At 67.6% G+C, this 17,506-nt stretch carries 17 protein-coding genes, 1 tRNA gene and 1 pseudogene; 7 read left to right on the plus strand and 12 right to left on the minus strand.

Annotated features, from left to right (window positions below; all coding sequences use genetic code 11):
• Positions 1-45 precede the first annotated feature (45 nt).
• Both ACK8HH_RS06970 and ACK8HH_RS06975 read left to right on the plus strand, forming a co-directional pair.
• On the plus strand, positions 46-666 hold the full coding sequence (locus ACK8HH_RS06970) for a DNA-3-methyladenine glycosylase I (RefSeq protein WP_006896587.1): 621 nt from the start codon (positions 46-48) through the stop codon (positions 664-666).
• A gap of 192 nt (positions 667-858) precedes the next feature.
• Entirely contained in the window at positions 859-3,093 is a 2,235-nt protein-coding gene (locus ACK8HH_RS06975) for an NADP-dependent isocitrate dehydrogenase (RefSeq protein WP_006896588.1), read from the plus strand.
• Between the two features lie 74 nt (positions 3,094-3,167).
• Here ACK8HH_RS06975 and ACK8HH_RS06980 read toward each other — a convergent pair whose 3' ends face one another.
• A complete protein-coding gene (locus tag ACK8HH_RS06980; RefSeq protein ID WP_412475645.1) occupies positions 3,168-3,551 on the minus strand; it encodes a hypothetical protein in 384 nt (127 codons plus the stop codon).
• A 254-nt stretch (positions 3,552-3,805) separates the two neighbouring features.
• Between ACK8HH_RS06980 and ACK8HH_RS06985 the strand changes: the two genes are divergently transcribed.
• Positions 3,806-3,949, plus strand: a complete 144-nt coding sequence (locus ACK8HH_RS06985) for a hypothetical protein (RefSeq protein ID WP_156150521.1) — start codon at positions 3,806-3,808, stop codon at positions 3,947-3,949.
• 131 nt (positions 3,950-4,080) lie between these two features.
• Complete coding sequence (locus tag ACK8HH_RS06990; RefSeq protein WP_006896590.1) at positions 4,081-4,284, plus strand: cold-shock protein; 204 nt, start codon at positions 4,081-4,083, stop codon at positions 4,282-4,284.
• 143 nt (positions 4,285-4,427) lie between these two features.
• On the opposite strand, the gene ACK8HH_RS06995 is transcribed toward ACK8HH_RS06990, so the two are convergent.
• From ACK8HH_RS06995 to ACK8HH_RS07025, 7 genes are all read right to left on the minus strand, one after another.
• Positions 4,428-5,594, minus strand: a complete 1,167-nt coding sequence (locus tag ACK8HH_RS06995) for an IS1249 family transposase (protein WP_278125867.1) — start codon at positions 5,592-5,594, stop codon at positions 4,428-4,430.
• Positions 5,595-5,753: 159 nt separating this feature from the next.
• Positions 5,754-5,826: transfer RNA gene (locus tag ACK8HH_RS07000), tRNA-His, on the minus strand.
• 102 nt (positions 5,827-5,928) lie between these two features.
• A complete protein-coding gene (orn, locus tag ACK8HH_RS07005) occupies positions 5,929-6,528 on the minus strand; it encodes an oligoribonuclease (RefSeq protein WP_006896591.1) in 600 nt (199 codons plus the stop codon).
• Positions 6,529-6,584: 56 nt separating this feature from the next.
• The gene (gene cmrA / locus ACK8HH_RS07010; protein ID WP_006896592.1) at positions 6,585-7,391 is read right to left on the minus strand and encodes a mycolate reductase; all 807 of its coding nucleotides are present in this window, start codon (positions 7,389-7,391) and stop codon (positions 6,585-6,587) included.
• Positions 7,392-7,438: 47 nt separating this feature from the next.
• On the minus strand, positions 7,439-7,792 hold the full coding sequence (locus ACK8HH_RS07015; RefSeq protein WP_006896593.1) for a putative quinol monooxygenase: 354 nt from the start codon (positions 7,790-7,792) through the stop codon (positions 7,439-7,441).
• Between the two features lie 73 nt (positions 7,793-7,865).
• The gene (locus ACK8HH_RS07020; RefSeq protein ID WP_412475646.1) at positions 7,866-9,926 is read right to left on the minus strand and encodes an FAD-dependent oxidoreductase; all 2,061 of its coding nucleotides are present in this window, start codon (positions 9,924-9,926) and stop codon (positions 7,866-7,868) included.
• Between the two features lie 54 nt (positions 9,927-9,980).
• The gene (locus ACK8HH_RS07025) at positions 9,981-10,553 is read right to left on the minus strand and encodes a PadR family transcriptional regulator (protein WP_006896595.1); all 573 of its coding nucleotides are present in this window, start codon (positions 10,551-10,553) and stop codon (positions 9,981-9,983) included.
• A gap of 115 nt (positions 10,554-10,668) precedes the next feature.
• Here ACK8HH_RS07025 and ACK8HH_RS07030 point away from each other — a divergent pair.
• A pseudogene (locus ACK8HH_RS07030) lies at positions 10,669-11,313 on the plus strand (SMP-30/gluconolactonase/LRE family protein); the annotation flags it as partial.
• 9 nt (positions 11,314-11,322) lie between these two features.
• Here the strand turns inward: ACK8HH_RS07030 and ACK8HH_RS07035 are convergent.
• Both ACK8HH_RS07035 and ACK8HH_RS07040 read right to left on the minus strand, forming a co-directional pair.
• A complete protein-coding gene (locus ACK8HH_RS07035) occupies positions 11,323-13,257 on the minus strand; it encodes an ABC transporter ATP-binding protein (protein ID WP_045540124.1) in 1,935 nt (644 codons plus the stop codon).
• 129 nt (positions 13,258-13,386) lie between these two features.
• Positions 13,387-13,524 (minus strand): hypothetical protein, encoded by a 138-nt coding sequence (locus tag ACK8HH_RS07040; protein WP_156150514.1) that lies wholly within the window; start codon positions 13,522-13,524, stop codon positions 13,387-13,389.
• Positions 13,525-13,834: 310 nt separating this feature from the next.
• Between ACK8HH_RS07040 and ACK8HH_RS07045 the strand changes: the two genes are divergently transcribed.
• Positions 13,835-15,235 (plus strand): MFS transporter, encoded by a 1,401-nt coding sequence (locus ACK8HH_RS07045; RefSeq protein WP_045540122.1) that lies wholly within the window; start codon positions 13,835-13,837, stop codon positions 15,233-15,235.
• Complete coding sequence (locus tag ACK8HH_RS07050; protein WP_045540120.1) at positions 15,232-16,374, plus strand: uroporphyrinogen-III synthase; 1,143 nt, start codon at positions 15,232-15,234, stop codon at positions 16,372-16,374. Before ACK8HH_RS07045 ends, ACK8HH_RS07050 begins: the two co-directional genes overlap by 4 nt.
• On the opposite strand, the gene ACK8HH_RS07055 is transcribed toward ACK8HH_RS07050, so the two are convergent.
• Both ACK8HH_RS07055 and nirD read right to left on the minus strand, forming a co-directional pair.
• A complete protein-coding gene (locus ACK8HH_RS07055) occupies positions 16,337-17,056 on the minus strand; it encodes a sirohydrochlorin chelatase (protein WP_006896599.1) in 720 nt (239 codons plus the stop codon). The genes ACK8HH_RS07050 and ACK8HH_RS07055 overlap by 38 nt on opposite strands.
• Entirely contained in the window at positions 17,053-17,484 is a 432-nt protein-coding gene (gene nirD, locus ACK8HH_RS07060; RefSeq protein ID WP_006896600.1) for a nitrite reductase small subunit NirD, read from the minus strand. Before nirD ends, ACK8HH_RS07055 begins: the two co-directional genes overlap by 4 nt.
• Positions 17,485-17,506 lie beyond the last annotated feature (22 nt).

The following is a 17,506-nucleotide window of genomic DNA, read 5'->3' on the forward strand; positions in this document are numbered from 1 at the left end:
AGCCGAAGCCGGTGACGGGCGAGTGAGGATTTCAGGAAGGACACCATGACTGCAGAACCCGAGGACGTCACCGGCTCCGGCCTGGTGGTCGGCGACGACGGCCTCGCGCGCCCGGTGTGGGCGAGCACCGATCCGCTCCTTCGCGAGTACTACGACACCGAGTGGGGTGTGCCCGTGCGTGATGAGCAGGGCCTCTACGAACGACTCAGTCTCGAGGCCTTCCAGTCGGGGCTGTCGTGGGCGACGATTCTGCGCAAACGCCCCGCGTTCCGCCGGGCCTTCGACGGCTTCGATCCGGAACGCGTGGCCCGCTACGGCGAGGCCGACGTCGCCCGACTGATGAACGACGCCGGGATCGTGCGCAACCGAGCGAAGATCCTCGCCGCGATCACCAACGCCGGGGCCACCCTGTCGCTGCGCGAGAAGGGCGGTCTGGCCGAGTTCATCTGGAGCTTCCGGCCCGACGAGACGCCGCGTCCGCGCACGCACGCGGACGTGCCCACCCAGTCGCCCGAGTCGAAGGCGCTGGCGAAAGCGCTGAGACGCGAAGGCTTCTCCTTCGTCGGACCGACCACGATGTACGCGCTGATGGAGGCGGTCGGAATCGTCGACACCCATCTGCTGGGCTCTCATCGCCGGGGGACGTCGGGGGTATGGCCGGACTGACGCCGGCGCCGTGTGGGCGAGGGTTTGTGCCGCTTACTACAGCTAGCGACGCAGGTCAGCGGAATCAGAAGTGTGTGCAACGTCTCGCATTCGCGAGTCGAGTCGTTTTGAATCACCGGCAGCGGGACAATGGACGCGACTAAATATCAGAGAGTTCCACAAGAACGACGATCAGATAAGAGGTTTCCACCTATGGCCTCCACGGACCAGACGATCATCTACACCCTCACCGACGAGGCACCGCGACTCGCGACCTCCGCGTTCCTGCCGATCATCCGCACGTTCGCAGAACCCGCCGGCATCGACGTCCAGACCAGTGACATCTCGGTCGCAGCGCGCATCCTCGCCGCGTTCCCGGACTATCTGACCGACGAGCAGAAGGTGCCCGACAATCTCGCCGAGCTCGGTCGGCTGACGCAGAAGCCCGACACCAACATCATCAAGCTCCCCAACATCAGCGCATCGGTTCCGCAGCTGAACGCGGCCATCCACGAGCTGCAGGCCAAGGGTTACGCGGTCCCGGACTACCCCCAGGATCCGAAGACCCCGGAGGAGGAGGAGATCCGCAACCGCTACTCGGCATGTCTGGGCAGTGCGGTCAATCCCGTTCTCCGCGAAGGTAACTCCGACCGGCGCGCGCCGAAGGCCGTCAAGGAGTACGCGCGCAAGAACCCGCACAGCATGGGCAAGTGGTCGATGGCCTCGCAGTCGCACGTGGCGCACATGACGCACGGCGACTTCTACGCGGGTGAGAAGTCGATGATCATGGACCACGCGTGCGAGGCGCGCATGGAGGTGGTGACCGCCGACGGCGAGACGCACGTGATGAAGACGGTGCCGCTGGACGAGGGCGACGTCATCGACAGCATGTTCATGAGCAAGAAGGCGCTGCTCGAGTTCTACGAGGAGCAGCTCAACGACGCCAAGGAGACCGGCGTCATGTTCTCGCTCCACGTCAAGGCCACCATGATGAAGGTCTCGCACCCGATCGTCTTCGGCCACTGCGTCAAGGTGTTCTACAAGGACGCGTTCGCCAAGCACGGCGCTCTCTTCGACGAACTCGGCGTCAACGTCAACAACGGCCTCGTGGACCTCTACGAGAAGATCGACACACTGCCCGCGTCCAAGCGCGAGGAGATCATCGAGGATCTGCACCGCTGCCACGAGCATCGCCCGGAGTTGGCGATGGTCGACTCGGCGCGCGGCATCTCGAACTTCCACTCGCCCAGCGATGTGATCGTCGACGCGTCGATGCCTGCCATGATCCGCATCGGCGGCAAGATGTACGGCGCCGACGGCCGTAAGAAGGACACCAAGGCGGTGATGCCGGAGTCGACCTTCGCGCGGATCTACCAGGAGATCATCAACTTCTGCAAGACCAACGGCGCGTTCGACCCCACCACCATGGGCACGGTGCCGAACGTCGGACTGATGGCGCAGAAGGCCGAGGAGTACGGCTCGCACGACAAGACCTTCGAGATCCCGCAGGACGGCGTCGCCAACATCGTCGACGCGGGCACCGGCGAGGTGCTTCTGTCGCAGAACGTCGAGGCCGGGGACATCTGGCGCATGTGCATCGTCAAGGACGCGCCGATCCAGGACTGGGTCAAGCTGGCCGTCACGCGTTCGCGCGCCTCGGGGATGCCCGCGGTGTTCTGGCTCGACCCGTACCGTCCGCACGAGAACAACCTGATCACGCTGGTCAAGAAGTACCTGAAGGACCACGATACCGAGGGCCTGGACATCCAGATCATGTCCCAGGTGCGCGCCATGCGCTACACCCTCGAGCGCGCCTGGCGCGGTCTCGACACCATCTCGGTGACCGGCAACATCCTGCGCGACTACCTGACCGACCTGTTCCCGATCCTGGAGCTGGGCACCAGCGCCAAGATGCTCTCGATCGTGCCGCTGATGGCCGGCGGCGGACTCTACGAGACCGGTGCGGGCGGCTCCGCGCCCAAGCACGTCAAGCAGTTGGTCGAGGAGAATCACCTCCGCTGGGATTCGCTGGGCGAGTTCCTGGCGCTGGCCGCGAGCCTGGAGGACATGGGCCGCAAGTACGACAACGAGAAGGCCGCGGTCCTCGCCACCACGCTCGACGCGGCGACCAGCAAGCTGCTCGACAACCGGAAGTCGCCGTCGCGCAAGACCGGCGAGCTCGACAACCGCGGCAGCCAGTTCTACCTGGCGATGTACTGGGCACAGGAGCTGGCGGCGCAGACGCAGGACGCGGAACTGGCCGCGCACTTCGCTCCGCTGGCCGAGAAGCTGGCCGCCGACGAGCAGCGGATCGTCGACGAGATCGCCGCGGTCCAGGGCCACTCGGTGGATCTCGGCGGCTACTACCTCGCCGACTCCGCGAAGCTGGAGAAGGTGATGTGCCCGAGCGAGACGCTCAACACGGCACTGGAGCAGGCGCGCGGCTGAGGTACGCGCCCACCCCGGTGACGACCGACGGACGGCCGATGGTCATCGACCATCGGCCGTCCGTCGTCTGCCGGTCATGACGGCGCGCCGGAACCCTCGCGCGGGATGAGGGCGTCCGCGGTCGACAGCGGAACCGGAGTGAACATCGCGGGCTCGTCCTCGGGATCCAGGGCCGTGGTGCGTGACTCGCCGTCCAGGTGCCAGAGCTCACCCCAGGCCCGGGATGTGGTCAGTACCCGGCGGCAGTGCTCCGGACGGACCGCGTTGTACCCGGCGAGCGCGGCGTCCCAGTCGACGCCGCCGTCGGCGCGCCGGTGCCGGGTGCAGTGCGATACGGCCGTGCACCCAGTCGTCGAGCGGTTCCCGGTCGAACATGCGCCACCACTTGTCGCGCCACATGTGGGCCACTCCGTCGCGGACGAAGTCGACGGTGTGCTCGAAGGCCGCGTCCAGCTCATCGGGGGTGCCCCAGTCCTCTTCGCCGGCGAGGGCCTTCGGCGACCTTCGCCGGCGAGGGCCTTCGGCGACTCGAAGACGTACACCTGGTTGAGCATCGCTCCGCCACGCAGGCCGTAGTGCACGAAGTGGCCCCGAGGCCCTACGTAGACGCCCACTTCCGACAGATCGACGCCCGCGGCGCGCGGGGTCTCGGCGGGGACGGTCCCGCGATCACCACCTCGGCGCGCTCCACGGTGCCGTCGGCGAGGTCGACGTGCGCGCACGTCTCCGCGGTGCGGTAACCCACCGCGTCTCGCAGACGCCGATCGACCGAGAGCGCTGGAAGAACTGGGCCTCGAATGGCTACGGCGGCGAGGTGGTGATCGGCCAGGACCTGCAGCGGGTATCGATCACCTGACCGCTGGGCATCTGTGCTCGATACGGGCGCGGTGAGCCACGGCACTGCGAAGTTCGCAGATCTGTGAGATGCTCTATGAAGCGTGTGGGCAGATTTTGCCCCCTGCAATCTGAAGAAAGCAGTAACACAGCATGGCACAAGGAACCGTCAAGTGGTTCAATGGCGAAAAGGGCTTCGGCTTCATCGCTCCCGACAGCGGTAGTGAAGACGTCTTCGTCCACTACTCGGCTATCTCCGGCGGAGGATTCCGCAACCTGGAGGAAGCACAGCGGGTCGAGTTCGACCTGGAGCAGGGCGCCAAGGGCCCCCAGGCGACGAACGTGACAGCAGTCTAAAGACTTAGACACACGGAACGCCCCGGATCTCTCGCGAGATCCGGGGCGTTCTGCATGCCGGGATGTTCTTGCCCGTGGGGTGAGGAGTCCGTGCGGGTTAAAGGCCAGAATGTGTGTACGGTTCGGGCGTGGCGTCGGGTGGTTTACCGGTTTCGGCCTCCCCATCCGTGTTGGATGCCGTTGCCGTCTTCCCAGTTGAAGCCTGTGTCGTAGGCGGCGGGCCCGATCTGCTCGTCCTCGACGGGCGTTTCCTTCGGTCGCTGCGGTGGTGGGTTGTGGTGCTCTTCGCGGACCAGGCTCCACGGATCGTGTGGGTGGGCGGTGAGGCTGTTGAGCTTCCATTCGGCGGCTCGGCGGGCGTGCTCGGTCAGAAGTCCTCGGTGAGCGCGGAACAGGTCTTTGAGACCTTTGTTGGGGCCGCCTTCGAGCGGTGAGGTGGTCCGCGGCAGGGGGTGCTCTTCATCGGTCAGGCGGGGGTCGATCCAGGTGAACAGGTGCTCTTCTGAGATCAGCCGCCGGAACAGTCCTCGGGTCTTGCGTAGGTCGCGGTGGGTGTACCACCAGGTGCTGGTCTCGGCGACGCCCTTCGGGCGCACAGCGTGCGGGCGGGCGTAGGTCCGGTGCCGGAGGAATCGGTCGTGCTTGATTTCCCAGTCGTTGTAGGCCTGAAGCCAGAGCACGGCCTGCTCGGAATTGCGGATATTCATCAAAGCGGTTGTCAGAGTGACAATTTCACGGGCAGCATCGAGTCGGGGTTTGAAGGTGTGGTGGCGGCGCACGGTCTGGAAGATGTGGAAGTAGCAGCGCTGGACTCGAGTGGTGGGCCAATCGTCAGCGATCGCGGCGAGCAGGCCGCGGCCACCGTCGATGACCGCGACGTGCGGGGCGGGTTGGCGTTGCAGGATTTGCTGCCAGGCGATCTTCTTCTCGCGGTCGCACCATTGCCAGTCGACGACGTGGGTGCCGTCGAAGGCGATCAGCAGGCACCAGGATTGGAAGTAGGTGCCATCGAGCATCAATACCTGGGCCGGCTCAGTCGGGGGTGCAGGTGGTGGGACTTCGATGTTCCAGCACCAGGAGCGTGATCGGCGGAACGTGCGGGCGCTGATGTGGTCGGGTTGTCGGCCGTGCAGGAGCCAGGTGAGGAACGCGGTGAGTTCGGCTTTGCGGGTGATGTCGGGGCGTTTCTGGGTGCTGGAGGCGCCGCAGTCTTTGCAGCGCCAGCGGGTGCGGCCGGCGCTGGTGGTTCCGTTCTTGACGAGCTTGCGGCCGCATACACCACATGAGGGGGAATTCCGAGAACCTGACACCGAACATGCTTTCAAAGCATGTCCGGCGCACTGTCAGTCGAGGTCAGACACCGGAAACCAGCGTATCTGTACACACATTTTGGCCATTAACCCGTCCGTGCGATATGCGACGAGGGCCCGGTCGGCGTTCTCGCCGTCCGGGCCCTCGTCGTTCTTCGGGGTGAGTGACGGGACTCGAACCCGCGACAGCCAGGATCACAACCTGGTGCTCTACCAACTGAACTACACTCACCATCGGCGCAGCTGCACAGCGTTCACACGTTGTTTGCCGAGCCAGGCTCATACTCTAGCCGGTTTTCACCCAGAAACTCCAATCGGTTCCTGACCAGCGTGTTTACGCGGGGCCAAGCCGTTCGACGACCTCTTCGAGGGTCTTCGCGTCGGGGCCGGGGGCGGGAACGAAGGCGGTCTCGCGGTAGTAGCGCAGTTCCCGGATCGATTCGCGGATGTCGGCGAGTGCGCGATGGGCGAGCCCCTTCTGCGGCTGACCGAAGTAGATCGGCGGGTACCAGCGACGGCACAGCTCCTTGATCGAGCTGACGTCCACCATCCGATAGTGCAGGTAGGCGTTCAGCTCGGGCATGTCCCGGGCGATGAAGCCGCGATCGGTGCCGATGGAGTTGCCCGCGAGCGGGGCCGCGCCGGCCGTGGTGATGTGCTCGCGCAGGTAGTCCAGAACCGCCTTCTCCGCTTCGGCGAGCGTGACGGTGGAGGCGCGCACCTCTTCGGTGAGCCCGGAGTCGGCATGCATCTTGGCGACCACCTCGGGCATGCCCGCGAGGGCCTCGTCGTCGGCGTGGATGACGAGGTCGACCCCCTCGCCGATGATGTTCAAGTCGCTGTCGGTGACGAGAGCGGCGATTTCGATGAGCTTGTCCGAGCCGATATCCAGTCCGGTCATCTCACAGTCGATCCACACGAGTTTGTCTTGCACTCGATCAACTGTAATCGGGACGGCGTGCCGCCGTCTGTCCGCGTGCGCGGTACGAGCTACTCGCCTTCGCCGAGCTTGCTGTAGAACTTGCCGACGATCGGCGCGACCACGGCACGCGGCGAATAGCCGCCGGCCACGGACATCGCCTTGCTCAGTGTCCCCGGAACCACGCGCATCTTGTTGCGGCTCAACGCATCCAGGCTCATCTCCGCTACCTTCTGGGAATCGTGCCAGAGGAAGCCCGGGACCAGCTTGTCGACGATCGACGCCTCCTCGGCGGTGGGGGTGTGCGTGCGGACCGGTCCCGGAGCCAGCAGTGTGACGTGCACCCCGGTGTCTTTGAGTTCCCCGCGCAGCGACTCGCTGAAGGTGTTGACGAAGGCCTTCGTCGCCGCATACGTCGCATTGTTGGGAATCGGCATATTGCCTGCGGCGGAGCCGACCATCAGGATGCCGCCGGAGCCGCGTTCGACCATCTGCGGAAGAACCGCGAGAGTGAGATCGTGCACGGCGTTCGCGTTGAGCCGGACCTGGGCGCGCTCGTATGCGGAGTCGAGGCCGGCGAGCGGCCCGAAGGTCGCGATCCCCGCGTTATTGCAGAGGATGGAGATCTCGCGACTCGACAGTTCGTCGCACAGTGCGTCGACCGCGTCGAGATCGGAGAGGTCCGCCGCCCGCACGTCCGCGTCCACCTGGAATCGCGACCGCAGTTCGATGGCGAGCTCATGAAGTACGTTCTCCCGCCGCGCCACCAGGATCACCGAGTGGCCGCGAGCGGCGAGCGTCCGCGCCAACGCCATTCCGATGCCGGAGGACGCTCCGGTGACCACGGCGCGGGCAGACGAACGAGGCGGCATCAACATGGGCCACATCGTATCGACGGCCTCGGACATCGGCCGAAAGGTGTCGGCTACTTGCCCGCGACGAGACCGTGGATTGCTCGCACGCGGGATTCGAGTGCGGCGTGCAGGTCCGCGGGGAGCGTGCCGAGTACGTCGATCTCCACCCCGCCCCCGAGCTGAGCCAGCCGCGGAAGGACCTCGGCCACATTGCCGACGTGTTCGACCACCGCCGCCGCGTCTCGGTAGCGCTCCAGCACCACGCATCGGCTGCGGTCGTCGTCCATGAACCAGTCGTACTGCAGGTTGCCCTTCTCCGTCCGCACCGCGTCGAGGGACTCGGCGACGGCCGCCGTGAACGCGGCGACGTTCTCCTCCGGGATGTTCGGGAAGGTGGCGATCATGACGATCTCGTTCTCGTTCATTCGGGCTCTTCTCTTCTGGTCGCGGGCGCCGTCGTTCCGATGCGGGTACCGAGTCATCGTAGAGAGCAGCACCTCACGGCAAGCCCGCGGCGACCTCCGTGCCCTGCCGGATGGCGCGCTTGGCGTCGAGTTCGGACGCGAGGTCGGCACCGCCGATGACGTGGGTGATCACACCGGCCGCGGTCAGCGGGTCGACCAAGTCGCGCACCGATTCCTGACCGGCGCAGACGACGACGTTGTCCACCTCGAGCAGGCGCTTGCCGACCTCGTTGCCCTCCTTGTCGTGCAGCGTGATGTGCAGGCCGGCGTCGTCGATCCTGTCGTAGGTGGCGCCGGAGATCTGTTCGACGCCCTTCATCTTGACCGCGGCACGATGCACCCAGCCGGTGGTCTTGCCGAGCGACCTGCCCTGCTTGCCCGGCTTGCGCTGCACCATGTACACCTCGCGCACGGCGGGCATCGGCCTCGGCTCGGTCAGGAAGCCGGGAGTGTCGAGGTCGTCGGTGACGCCCCACTCCTGCTCCCATTCCTTGAGGTTCAGTGTCGGCGACTCATCGGTGGTGAGGAATTCGGTGACGTCGAATCCGATGCCGCCCGCACCGATGACGGCCACGCGCTTGCCGACCTCGCGGTGGCCGAGGACCGCGTCGGCGTACGACATGACCATCGGGTGGTCGATGCCGTCGATCGCAGGCACGCGCGGGACCACGCCGGTTGCGACGATCACCTGGTCGTACCCGCCGTCGATGAGCTCCTGTGCGCCCACCCGGGTGTCGAGGTGAACGGCGACGTGGTTGATCTCGAGCTGGCGGGTGAAGTACCGGATGGTCTCGTTGAACTCCTCCTTGCCGGGGATGCGGGCGGCGATGGAGAACTGCCCGCCGATGGCCGGCCCGGCCTCGTAAAGGTCGACGCGGTGGCCGCGCTGCGCGGCGGAGACGGCCGCCGACAGCCCGGCGGGCCCGGCTCCGACGACGGCCACCCGCTTGGCCGTGCGGGTGGCACCCAGGGTGAGGACCGTCTCGCGGCCGGCGCGCGGGTTCAGCAGGCACGAGACCTTCTGACCGACGAAGGCGTGATCCAGGCACGCCTGATTGCAGCCGATGCACGTGTTGATCTCGTCGGCGCGGCCGGTGCGCGCCTTGTCGACGAACTCCGGGTCGGCCAGCAGCGGGCGGGCCATCGACACCGCGTCCACCTTGCCGCGCTCGAGGATCTCCTCGGCGAAGTCCGGGGTGTTGATGCGGTTGGACGCGATCAGCGGGATGTCCACCACATCGCGCAGCCGCTCGGTGAACTTGACGAAGGCGCCCCGCGGTACCGACGTCACGATCGTCGGTACCTGGGCCTCGTGCCAGCCGATGTCGGTGTTGATGGCGTCGACGCCGTGTTCCTCGGCCCGCTTGGCGAGCAGTGCGATCTCGTCGAAGGTCTGTCCGTTCTTCACGAAGTCGGCGACGCTCTGGCGCAGGATGACCGGGAATTCGCGCGGCACCTTCCTGCGCACGTCCTTGATGATCTCGACGAGGAAGCGCTGACGGTTCTCGGTGCTGCCGCCCCACTTGTCGGTGCGGTCGTTGGTGTGCGGGCAGAGGAACTGGTTGATCAGGTATCCCTCGCCGCCCATCAGCTCGATCGCGTCGTAGCCGGCTCGGTGCGCGAGCTGCGCCGCGGTGCCGAATGAGCGGATCACATGCCAGATGATCTGCTCGGTCATCTTGAGGTGTTTGAAGGGGTGAATCGGGCTCGGCTCGCTGCCGGCGGCAACCTTGAAGGGCGTATACCCGTAGCGCCCCGCGTGAATGATCTGCAGGGCGATCTTTCCGCCCTCGGCATGGACGGCCTTGGTGAACTCGCGGTGCCGGAGCACATCGGCGCGGTTCGTCATCTTGCCCGCGAAGGGCAGCAGCTGTCCGGTGCGCGACGGTGCGAAACCGCCCGTGATGATGAGCCCGACGCCGCCGCGGGCGCGTTCGGCGTAGTAGGCGGCGAGTCTGGGCGTGTCCCACAACCGGTCCTCCAGGCCGGTGTGCATCGATCCCATGACGACGCGGTTGTCGAGCGTGATCCCGCCGATCCGAAGCGGTTCGAACAGTCTGGGGAAGTGGGCGTTGGGCGCCGTCTGGGCTGTCATTGGGCGACCTTTCTCGTTGTGGGTCTCGGTGGGATGCAGTGGTTTCTGTGGAATTCAGTGCTGCGGGGCGGCGACGGCGGCAGAGCGCTCGAGTTCGCGTTGGAAGCGGTCGAGCACCTCGTCGCACCAGTCGACGGTCTGCTCGCTCATCCGGACTCCGCCGCGGAGCACCAGGTACTGGTTCAGCTTGCGTCCGGAGAGGGCATCGGGATCGGGGTAGTACTGCTCCACCCATCCCCGATACACCTCGAGCATCGCGGCGGCCTCGTCGCGGTGGGCGCGGAGTTCGGCCATCACCGTCGGCAGGTCGCCGAGATCGGCGGCGCGCAGCTTGACTCCGAGATCGCTGCGCAGCGGCGGGAGCGGCGTCGGGCTGTTCACCCACTCGGCGAGCATGTCGCGTCCCGCCTGCGAGAGCGTGTACACCTTCTTGTCCGGGCGGCCGTCCTGTGCCACGGACTCGAAGCTCACCAGCCCGTCGGAGTGCAGCTTCTTGAGCGTCCGATAGATCTGCTGGTGCGTAGCCGACCAGAAGTATCCGATCGACCGCGAGAACTGCTGCCCGATCTCGTACCCGGTCCCGGGCCGCTCGGAGAGCGAGACGAGGATCGCGTGCTCGAGTGCCATGCGTGACACCGTAGCAATGCACCTTAGTTCTATGCAATATTGTTCATATGAACTCCGATGCATATAAAGCGGCGGGTCGGACACACCGCCGCCGATTTGCTGCTAAGACTTGGCCGTGACCTCGTTTCGCCGCATCGCCCTTCCCGGAACCGCACCCGAGGACGTGATCTGCCTGCCCGACGGGCGGGTCGTGACCGGACTCGACGACGGTCGTCTGCTGTCGGTGGAGCCGTCGACGGGGGAGATCAGCGTGCTGGCCGACACCGCCGGACGGCTCCTCGGCCTCGACTACGGTGCCGACGGTTCGATCTACATCTGCGACCACGATCGCGGGCTGCTCGTCCTGGATCCGGATCGCTCGCGCGCACGAGTGCTCGTCGACACGGTGGACGGCAGGCCGCTGCGGTTCGCCAGCAACGTCGCCCACGCCTCCGACGGAACGCTGTACTTCTCGTCGTCGTCTCAGAACTTCATGTTCGACCGCTGGCGGGCGGACATCATCGAGCACTCCGGGACCGGCAGGCTCATGCGACTGTCGCCGAGCGGTGAGGTCCAGGTGCTGCGCGACGATCTGCAGTTCGCGAACGGCGTGGTCCTGGGCCCCGGTGAGGACTACGTGCTGGTCGCGGAGACGGGGGCCTCCCGGATCTCGCGGTACTGGCTCACCGGACCGGCGGCGGGCACCTCCGAGGTCTTCCTCGACGGTCTGGGCGGTTATCCGGACAACATGTCGATCGGCAGCGACGGGCGACTGTGGGTGGCGCTCGCCTCACCGCGGAATGCTGTGCTGGAGGGCATCTTCCGGCTTCCGCTGCGGGCCCGGAAGGTGCTCGCGCGGGCCCCGCAGGGTGTCGGACCGACGCCGGAGGAGGTGGTCTGGGTACAGGCCTTCGACTTCGACGGCACGATGGCCCGCGAGGTGCGGATCGACGACCTCGATTTCGGTTTCGTCACCGCCGTCGCGGAGCGCGACGGGGTCCTGTATCTCGGCACCATCCTCGGCAACGCGCTCGGCGTGCTCGACCTGCGCAGCTGACACCCGGCGGATTCGCCCGTCCTCGAGTCGCACCACCTCGTCGGCGATCGCGGTCAGCCGCGAATCGTGGGTGATGAGCAGGGTGGTGCGTCCGCGGGCCAGTCGGCGCAGCGGCCCGATCACTCCGGCGACCGACTCGTCGTCGAGCGCGGCCGTCGGCTCGTCGAGGATCAGGACGGGCGTGTTCCGGAGCATCGCCCGCGCGATGGTGATCCGTCGGCGCTGTCCGCCGGACAGTTCCAAGCCGTCGCCGGCGAGCACGGTGTCGTATCCGTCCGGCAGCGCGGCGATGAACCGATGGGCGCCGGCGTCGCGCGCCGCCTCGATGATCTCCTCCCGGCCTGCCGTCGGACGGCCGAACGCGATGTTGTCGGCCACCGTCCCCGGCCGGATGTGGGCCGTCTGCGGCAGCAGCGTGACCTGTTCGCGGACCGACGCGCCGGTCACCTCGGACACGTCGTGGCCGCCGACGGTGACGGTGCCGGACTCCGCATCCTCCAGCGCGCAGATCAGCGATGCGAGCGTCGACTTGCCGGTGCCGCTGGGGCCGATGAGAGCCGTGATGACACCCGGCCGCAACTCCAGGTCGACGCCTCGGAGGATCTGCCTGCCCTCGTACGCGAAGCAGACGCCGTCGAGCCGCACCGGCACGGGGGCGCCACTCGGGACCGGTGGCAGCGGCCGCGCGTCGCCGAGTTCGGCACGGTGCACCGGTTCGTCGAGGATCTCCGCGATCCGCTCGGCGCTCACGCATGCCTCGGCCACCGCGAGCCGCACGTCGGCGATCTGCTGGAGCTTGGGATACAGCATCGCCAGGTAGCCCGACAGTGCCAGCAGCTGGCCGACGCTGAGTGCGCCCTCACGCACCTGCCAGACGCCGACGAGGGTGACGGTGAGCGACAGACACACCTGCGCGAAGCCGAGCACTCCGCCGAAGCCGGCTTCGATGCGCGTCTGCGACACCCGGGTGCGCGCCCATCGGCGGCCGTGACGCTCCAGCTCGTCGGCCTCGTCGCGCTCGCGGTTGTACGCGACGGTGGTCTCGTGGCCGGCCAGCGCGGAGTAGACGGCGTCGGCGATGTCACTGTTCGCGGCGCGCTCGGCGTGCGTCGTCCGGCTCTGGCGCCTCCCGAAGAACGACGAGACCGCCCACAGGGCCGGGCATGCGGCCAGTGCGACCCCCGCGACGACCGGGCTCATGACGAACGCGGCAACGATCAGACCCAACGCGTTGGCGGCCGCCACCGCCAGGGACATCATCCCGGTGCCGATCAAGTGCTCGACGGCTTCCAGGTCGCTCGAATGCCGCACGACGAGGTCGCCGAGCCCGCGGCGCCGATGCGTGATCGGTGCCAACCGCTGGACGTGCGCGAACAGAGCGGTGCGCAGCCGGAGCACCACACCTTCGGAGGCCACCGTCGACAGGAGGGTGCCGACGTAGTCGGCACCGACGCTGACCGCGGTCACGGCGAGCCACAGTGCGGCGAGACGCGCGAACGACTGCCAGTCGGAGGAACCGAGGGCACCGTCGACGACATCGGATAGGAAGAACACGCCGACGGCGTCGCATGCGGCTGCGACCAGTAGAAAGAATGCGGCACCGCTCAGTGCGACGCGATGTCCGGAGGTGAAATGGGAGAATCGGCGCATCGCGGTGAGAAATGTCATTTGGGTGATCTCCTGTAATCAATGAAACGGACCGATTCTCTTCAAAAGAAATGCCGATGCGCCGGTCCCGGAATACATTTCCGGGACCGGCGCATCCGAGGGTGTGGAACCCGATCAGTTCACACCTGGTCAGCGGACCCAGATCCAGTACCAGCGGTGATTGCGGGCATCCCAGCGACGCTCACGACGCCGACGCGGAGCGGGGTGCGCGAATCCGAAGTTCTGACGGTTGTTCTGCTCGGGGCGGCGGTTGTTGTCGAATGCCATGTCATTCTCCTTATCCGGTCGGCTCGGCGGCTATTTCCGCTCGCGTATCTCGCGTCCGACACAGATGAATTTATGGACCCCGTCTGTGGAGGATCTGGCGCGCGACTGGCAGCATTCTGGGAACATCTCGGAACCGTCGGAACTGCGGCATTCCGCCGTGTTTCAGGCTGCTCACACGGCTCCCCGCATGTCGGTGAGGGCTTCATTACGCGCCCGTGATCGCCGCGGCGACCGCCCGCAACACCGCCTGCCTAGCGTCGATCGCGACCCGGTCGAATGCCCGGGCGGACGAAGGAGGCACCGCGTGCGGATGGGACCAGCTCACACCCGACCCCGAGAACGACGAGCAGTATTCGCGTCGAGGACGATCACCGACTGGGATCCGGAGGACACCGTGGCATGGGAGGCGGGCGGATCGGCGATCGCGCGGCGCAACCTGATCTGGTCGGTGGTCGCCGAGCACGTCGGATTCTCCGTCTGGACGCTGTGGTCGGTGATGGTGCTGTTCATGCCGTCGGACGTCTACGGCATCTCGGCGGGGGACAAGTTCCTCATCGGAGCCGTGGCCACCCTCACCGGGTCTCTGCTGCGTTTCCCGTACACCCTGGCGACATCGCGATTCGGCGGCCGCAACTGGACGGTCTTCTCGGCCGTCGTGCTGACCGTGCCGGTGACGGCGACGATCGTCCTTCTCGCGAATCCGGGTCAGCCGCTCTGGGTGTACCTGCTGTGCGCCGCACTCGCCGGGCTCGGAGGCGGCAACTTCGCGTCGTCGATGACGAACATCAACGCTTTCTATCCGCAGCGCCTCAAGGGCTGGGCCCTCGGTCTGAACGCGGGCGGCGGCAATCTCGGGGTGCCCGCGGTGCAGTTGGTGGGACTGCTGGTGATCGCGTGGGCCGGGGTCGGCGAACCGTACTGGGTGTGCGCGATCTACCTCGTGCTGCTCGCGGTGGCCGGGCTCGGCGCCGCGCTCTTCATGGACAACCTCGAGGGGCCGGGCGTGGACCTGTCCGCGATGCGGTCGGCGATCACCGACCGCGACACGTGGCTGATCTCGCTGCTCTACATCGGGACTTTCGGCTCGTTCATCGGGTTCTCTTTCGCCTTCTCGCAGGTACTGGCGCTGAACTTCCTCGATCGCGGCGACACCGCGGCGCAGGCCTCACTGCACGCCGCGCAGATCGCCTTCATCGGCCCGCTCCTCGGGTCGGTGGCACGGGTGTACGGCGGCAGGCTCGCCGACCGGATCGGCGGCAGCCGAGTGACGCTCGGGGTGTTCGCCGGCATGGTCGGCGCCGCGGCCGTCCTCCTGGTGGGCTCGTCCCTCGAGGTTCAGGTGGTGGGCTTCGTGGCGCTCTTCGTGCTCTCCGGGATGGGGAACGGCTCGGTGTACAAGATCATCCCGTCGGTGTTCGACGCGAAATCCCGCGCGCTGCCGCTCGACGAGGACGGGCGGGCGGCGTACTCGCGAGCCATGTCTGGAGCGGTGATCGGGATCGCGGGCGCGGTCGGCGGACTCGGCGGCGTCGGGATCAACATGGTGCTGCGACAGTCGTATCTGAGCTCCGGGTCGGCGACCGTCGCGGTGGTGGTCTTCGCCGCCTTCTATCTCGTCGCCGCGGCCGTCACCTGGCGGGCGTACGTCGGAGTGCCGCGCGCGGCGGCCGATGCGCCCGGCGCACCGCAGTCTGCGAAGCTGTCTTCATGAGTTCTGCCACCACTGGCGACCGGTCGGCCCCGCCCTCGCTGGCGGGGTTCACCGTCGCCGTCACCGCAGCGCGCCGAGCTGAGGAGCTCGGCGCGCTGCTCATGCGACGAGGCGCACGAGTGGTCGCCGCACCGGCGATCGAGATGGTGCCGTTGGCCGACGACCCGGCGTTGCGCGCGGGCACCGATGCGGTGATCGCGGAGCCGCCGGATCTGCTGATCCCGACGACCGGAATCGGCTTCCGCGGGTGGATCGAGGCCGCGGACGAATGGGGGCTGGCCGACGAGCTGATGGGCGCCTTCGCCGGCGCGCGCATCCTTTCGCGCGGGCCGAAGGTGACCGGGGCGTTGCGTGCGGCGGGATTGCGCGAGGAATGGTCGCCCGAATCGGAGTCGTCGGCCGAAGTGCTGGCGCACCTGAGCCCCGACGACGTCGCCGGTCGGCGAGTGGCGGTTCAGCTGCACGGTGCGATCGACGGTTGGGACCCGAACCGCGACTTCGTCGACGGTCTCATCGCGATGGGAGCCGATGTCGTCTCCGTGCCGGTCTACAGCTGGCGCCGGCCCGCCGATCTCGGCGACTTCGATGCGCTGATCCACGACGTCGCCGCCCGCCGGCTGGACGCGGTGACCTTCACCTCCGGTCCGGCCGCCGTGTCGATGCTGACGCGATCGACTCAGCTGGGCGTGCGCGAGCCGTTCGTCTCCGCACTCCGGGAGGCGGTCGCCGTCTACTGCGTGGGCCCGGTGACCGCCGCGCCGCTCGAGCTGGCGGGGGTCGCCTCGCGCTGGCCGGAGCGGATGCGGCTCGGCGCGCTGGCGCGGCTCGTGGCCGAGGATCTGCCGGTCCGGGAGTCCGAACTCGCGGTGGCCGGGCACCGCCTCGGCGTGCATGCCTCGGCGGTAGTGGTCGACGGAGAGGTCCGTGATGTGCGCGCGTCGGCGCTGCGTCTGCTCAAGGCCCTCGCTCAGCGGCCGGGCACGGTGGTGTCGCGCACCGATCTACTCGCGGTGATCGGCGCGGGTGACGAACATGCGGTGGAGGTGGCGATCGGCAGGCTCCGGACCGCGCTGGGATGCCGCGAAATGATCGCGACGGTCGTCAAACGCGGCTACCGGCTGGCACTGGACGAGCAGTGAACTCGCCGGCCGAGTCGATCCGGCCGCAGGCCGCGTCGACGACCGGTGCCGCGAGGCCGAGGGGGCGGGCGACGACGTCGGCCCCCGAGTCGTCCAGGCGCTGCTGAAACAGCCCGTCGGCGAGCAGGTACGACGCCACCGCGATCCGGCGTCCGGGTGTGTCCGCACGGAGGGCGGCAACGGTGTCCGGGACCGATGCGTGAGGCGAGTCCGCGCGGGTGCTCGCGAATGCGATGCGGACCGGTGTGGCCAGCCGCGCGGACAGCAGGTGCGCGGTGGTCTCGATGTCCCGCTGCGCCACCGGGTCCGCGGAGCCGGCCGCGGCCAGGACGACGGCGTCATCGCTCGTCGCCCCGGCCTCGGCCAGGCGGATCGTGAGCGCCCGGGTCAACAGCTGAGACGGTCCCAGTGCCGGGGCCAGCCGCACCGGCCGGCGGGCCGCGGCCAGGTGCGCGGCGATGTCGACCCGCACGTGGTGTCCGCGCGCCAGGAACGCGGGCAGCACCGTGACCGGGCCGTCGGGCAGATCGGGGAGCAGGTCGCTCGGCGAGGGCCCGACGACGTCGACGAAGCTCACCGCCACCGGCTCGTCCCGGCGGCGTCCGATCTCGTCGGCGAGCCGATAGATCAGTTCCACGCCCCGTGGGTCGCGGGTGCCGTGCGCGACGAGCAGGACGGTCATCGCGGGCTCGCCGGCGAACTCGTGGCGGCCCTGAAGCCCTCGGGCCGGAAGCCGAACCGGATGTCGGGGGAGTTCGCCACGAATACGGTCCCGTCGAGCCCGATGCGCGTGCCGTACACCGGGATCCGCACTCCGGGGGAATCGAGGCAGCGTCCGTCGATGAGGCTGAACGCCTCCTTCTTCAAGGGCGAGGCGACCACCGGGAAACCGTTCCGGTCGCCGACGATGCCGCGCGACATCACCGCGGCACGCGCGATCGGATCGATGTTGCCCACCGCGCGGAGCGTGTCGTCGGCGAGCCGGAACAGCGCCACCTGCGCGCCGTCCGGCAGCAGCACGGCCACGCCGCGCAGGCGGTCGAGCCGGTCGATGTGGCACGCGGCGGTCCAGTCGCGGGTCCAACGGTGGAGGTCGAAGGCGAGGGTCATGACAGACCTTTCAGGTGTGTTC

It is taken from the genome of Gordonia sp. LUNF6, assembly GCF_047041125.1.
Lineage (GTDB): Bacteria > Actinomycetota > Actinomycetes > Mycobacteriales > Mycobacteriaceae > Gordonia > Gordonia sihwensis.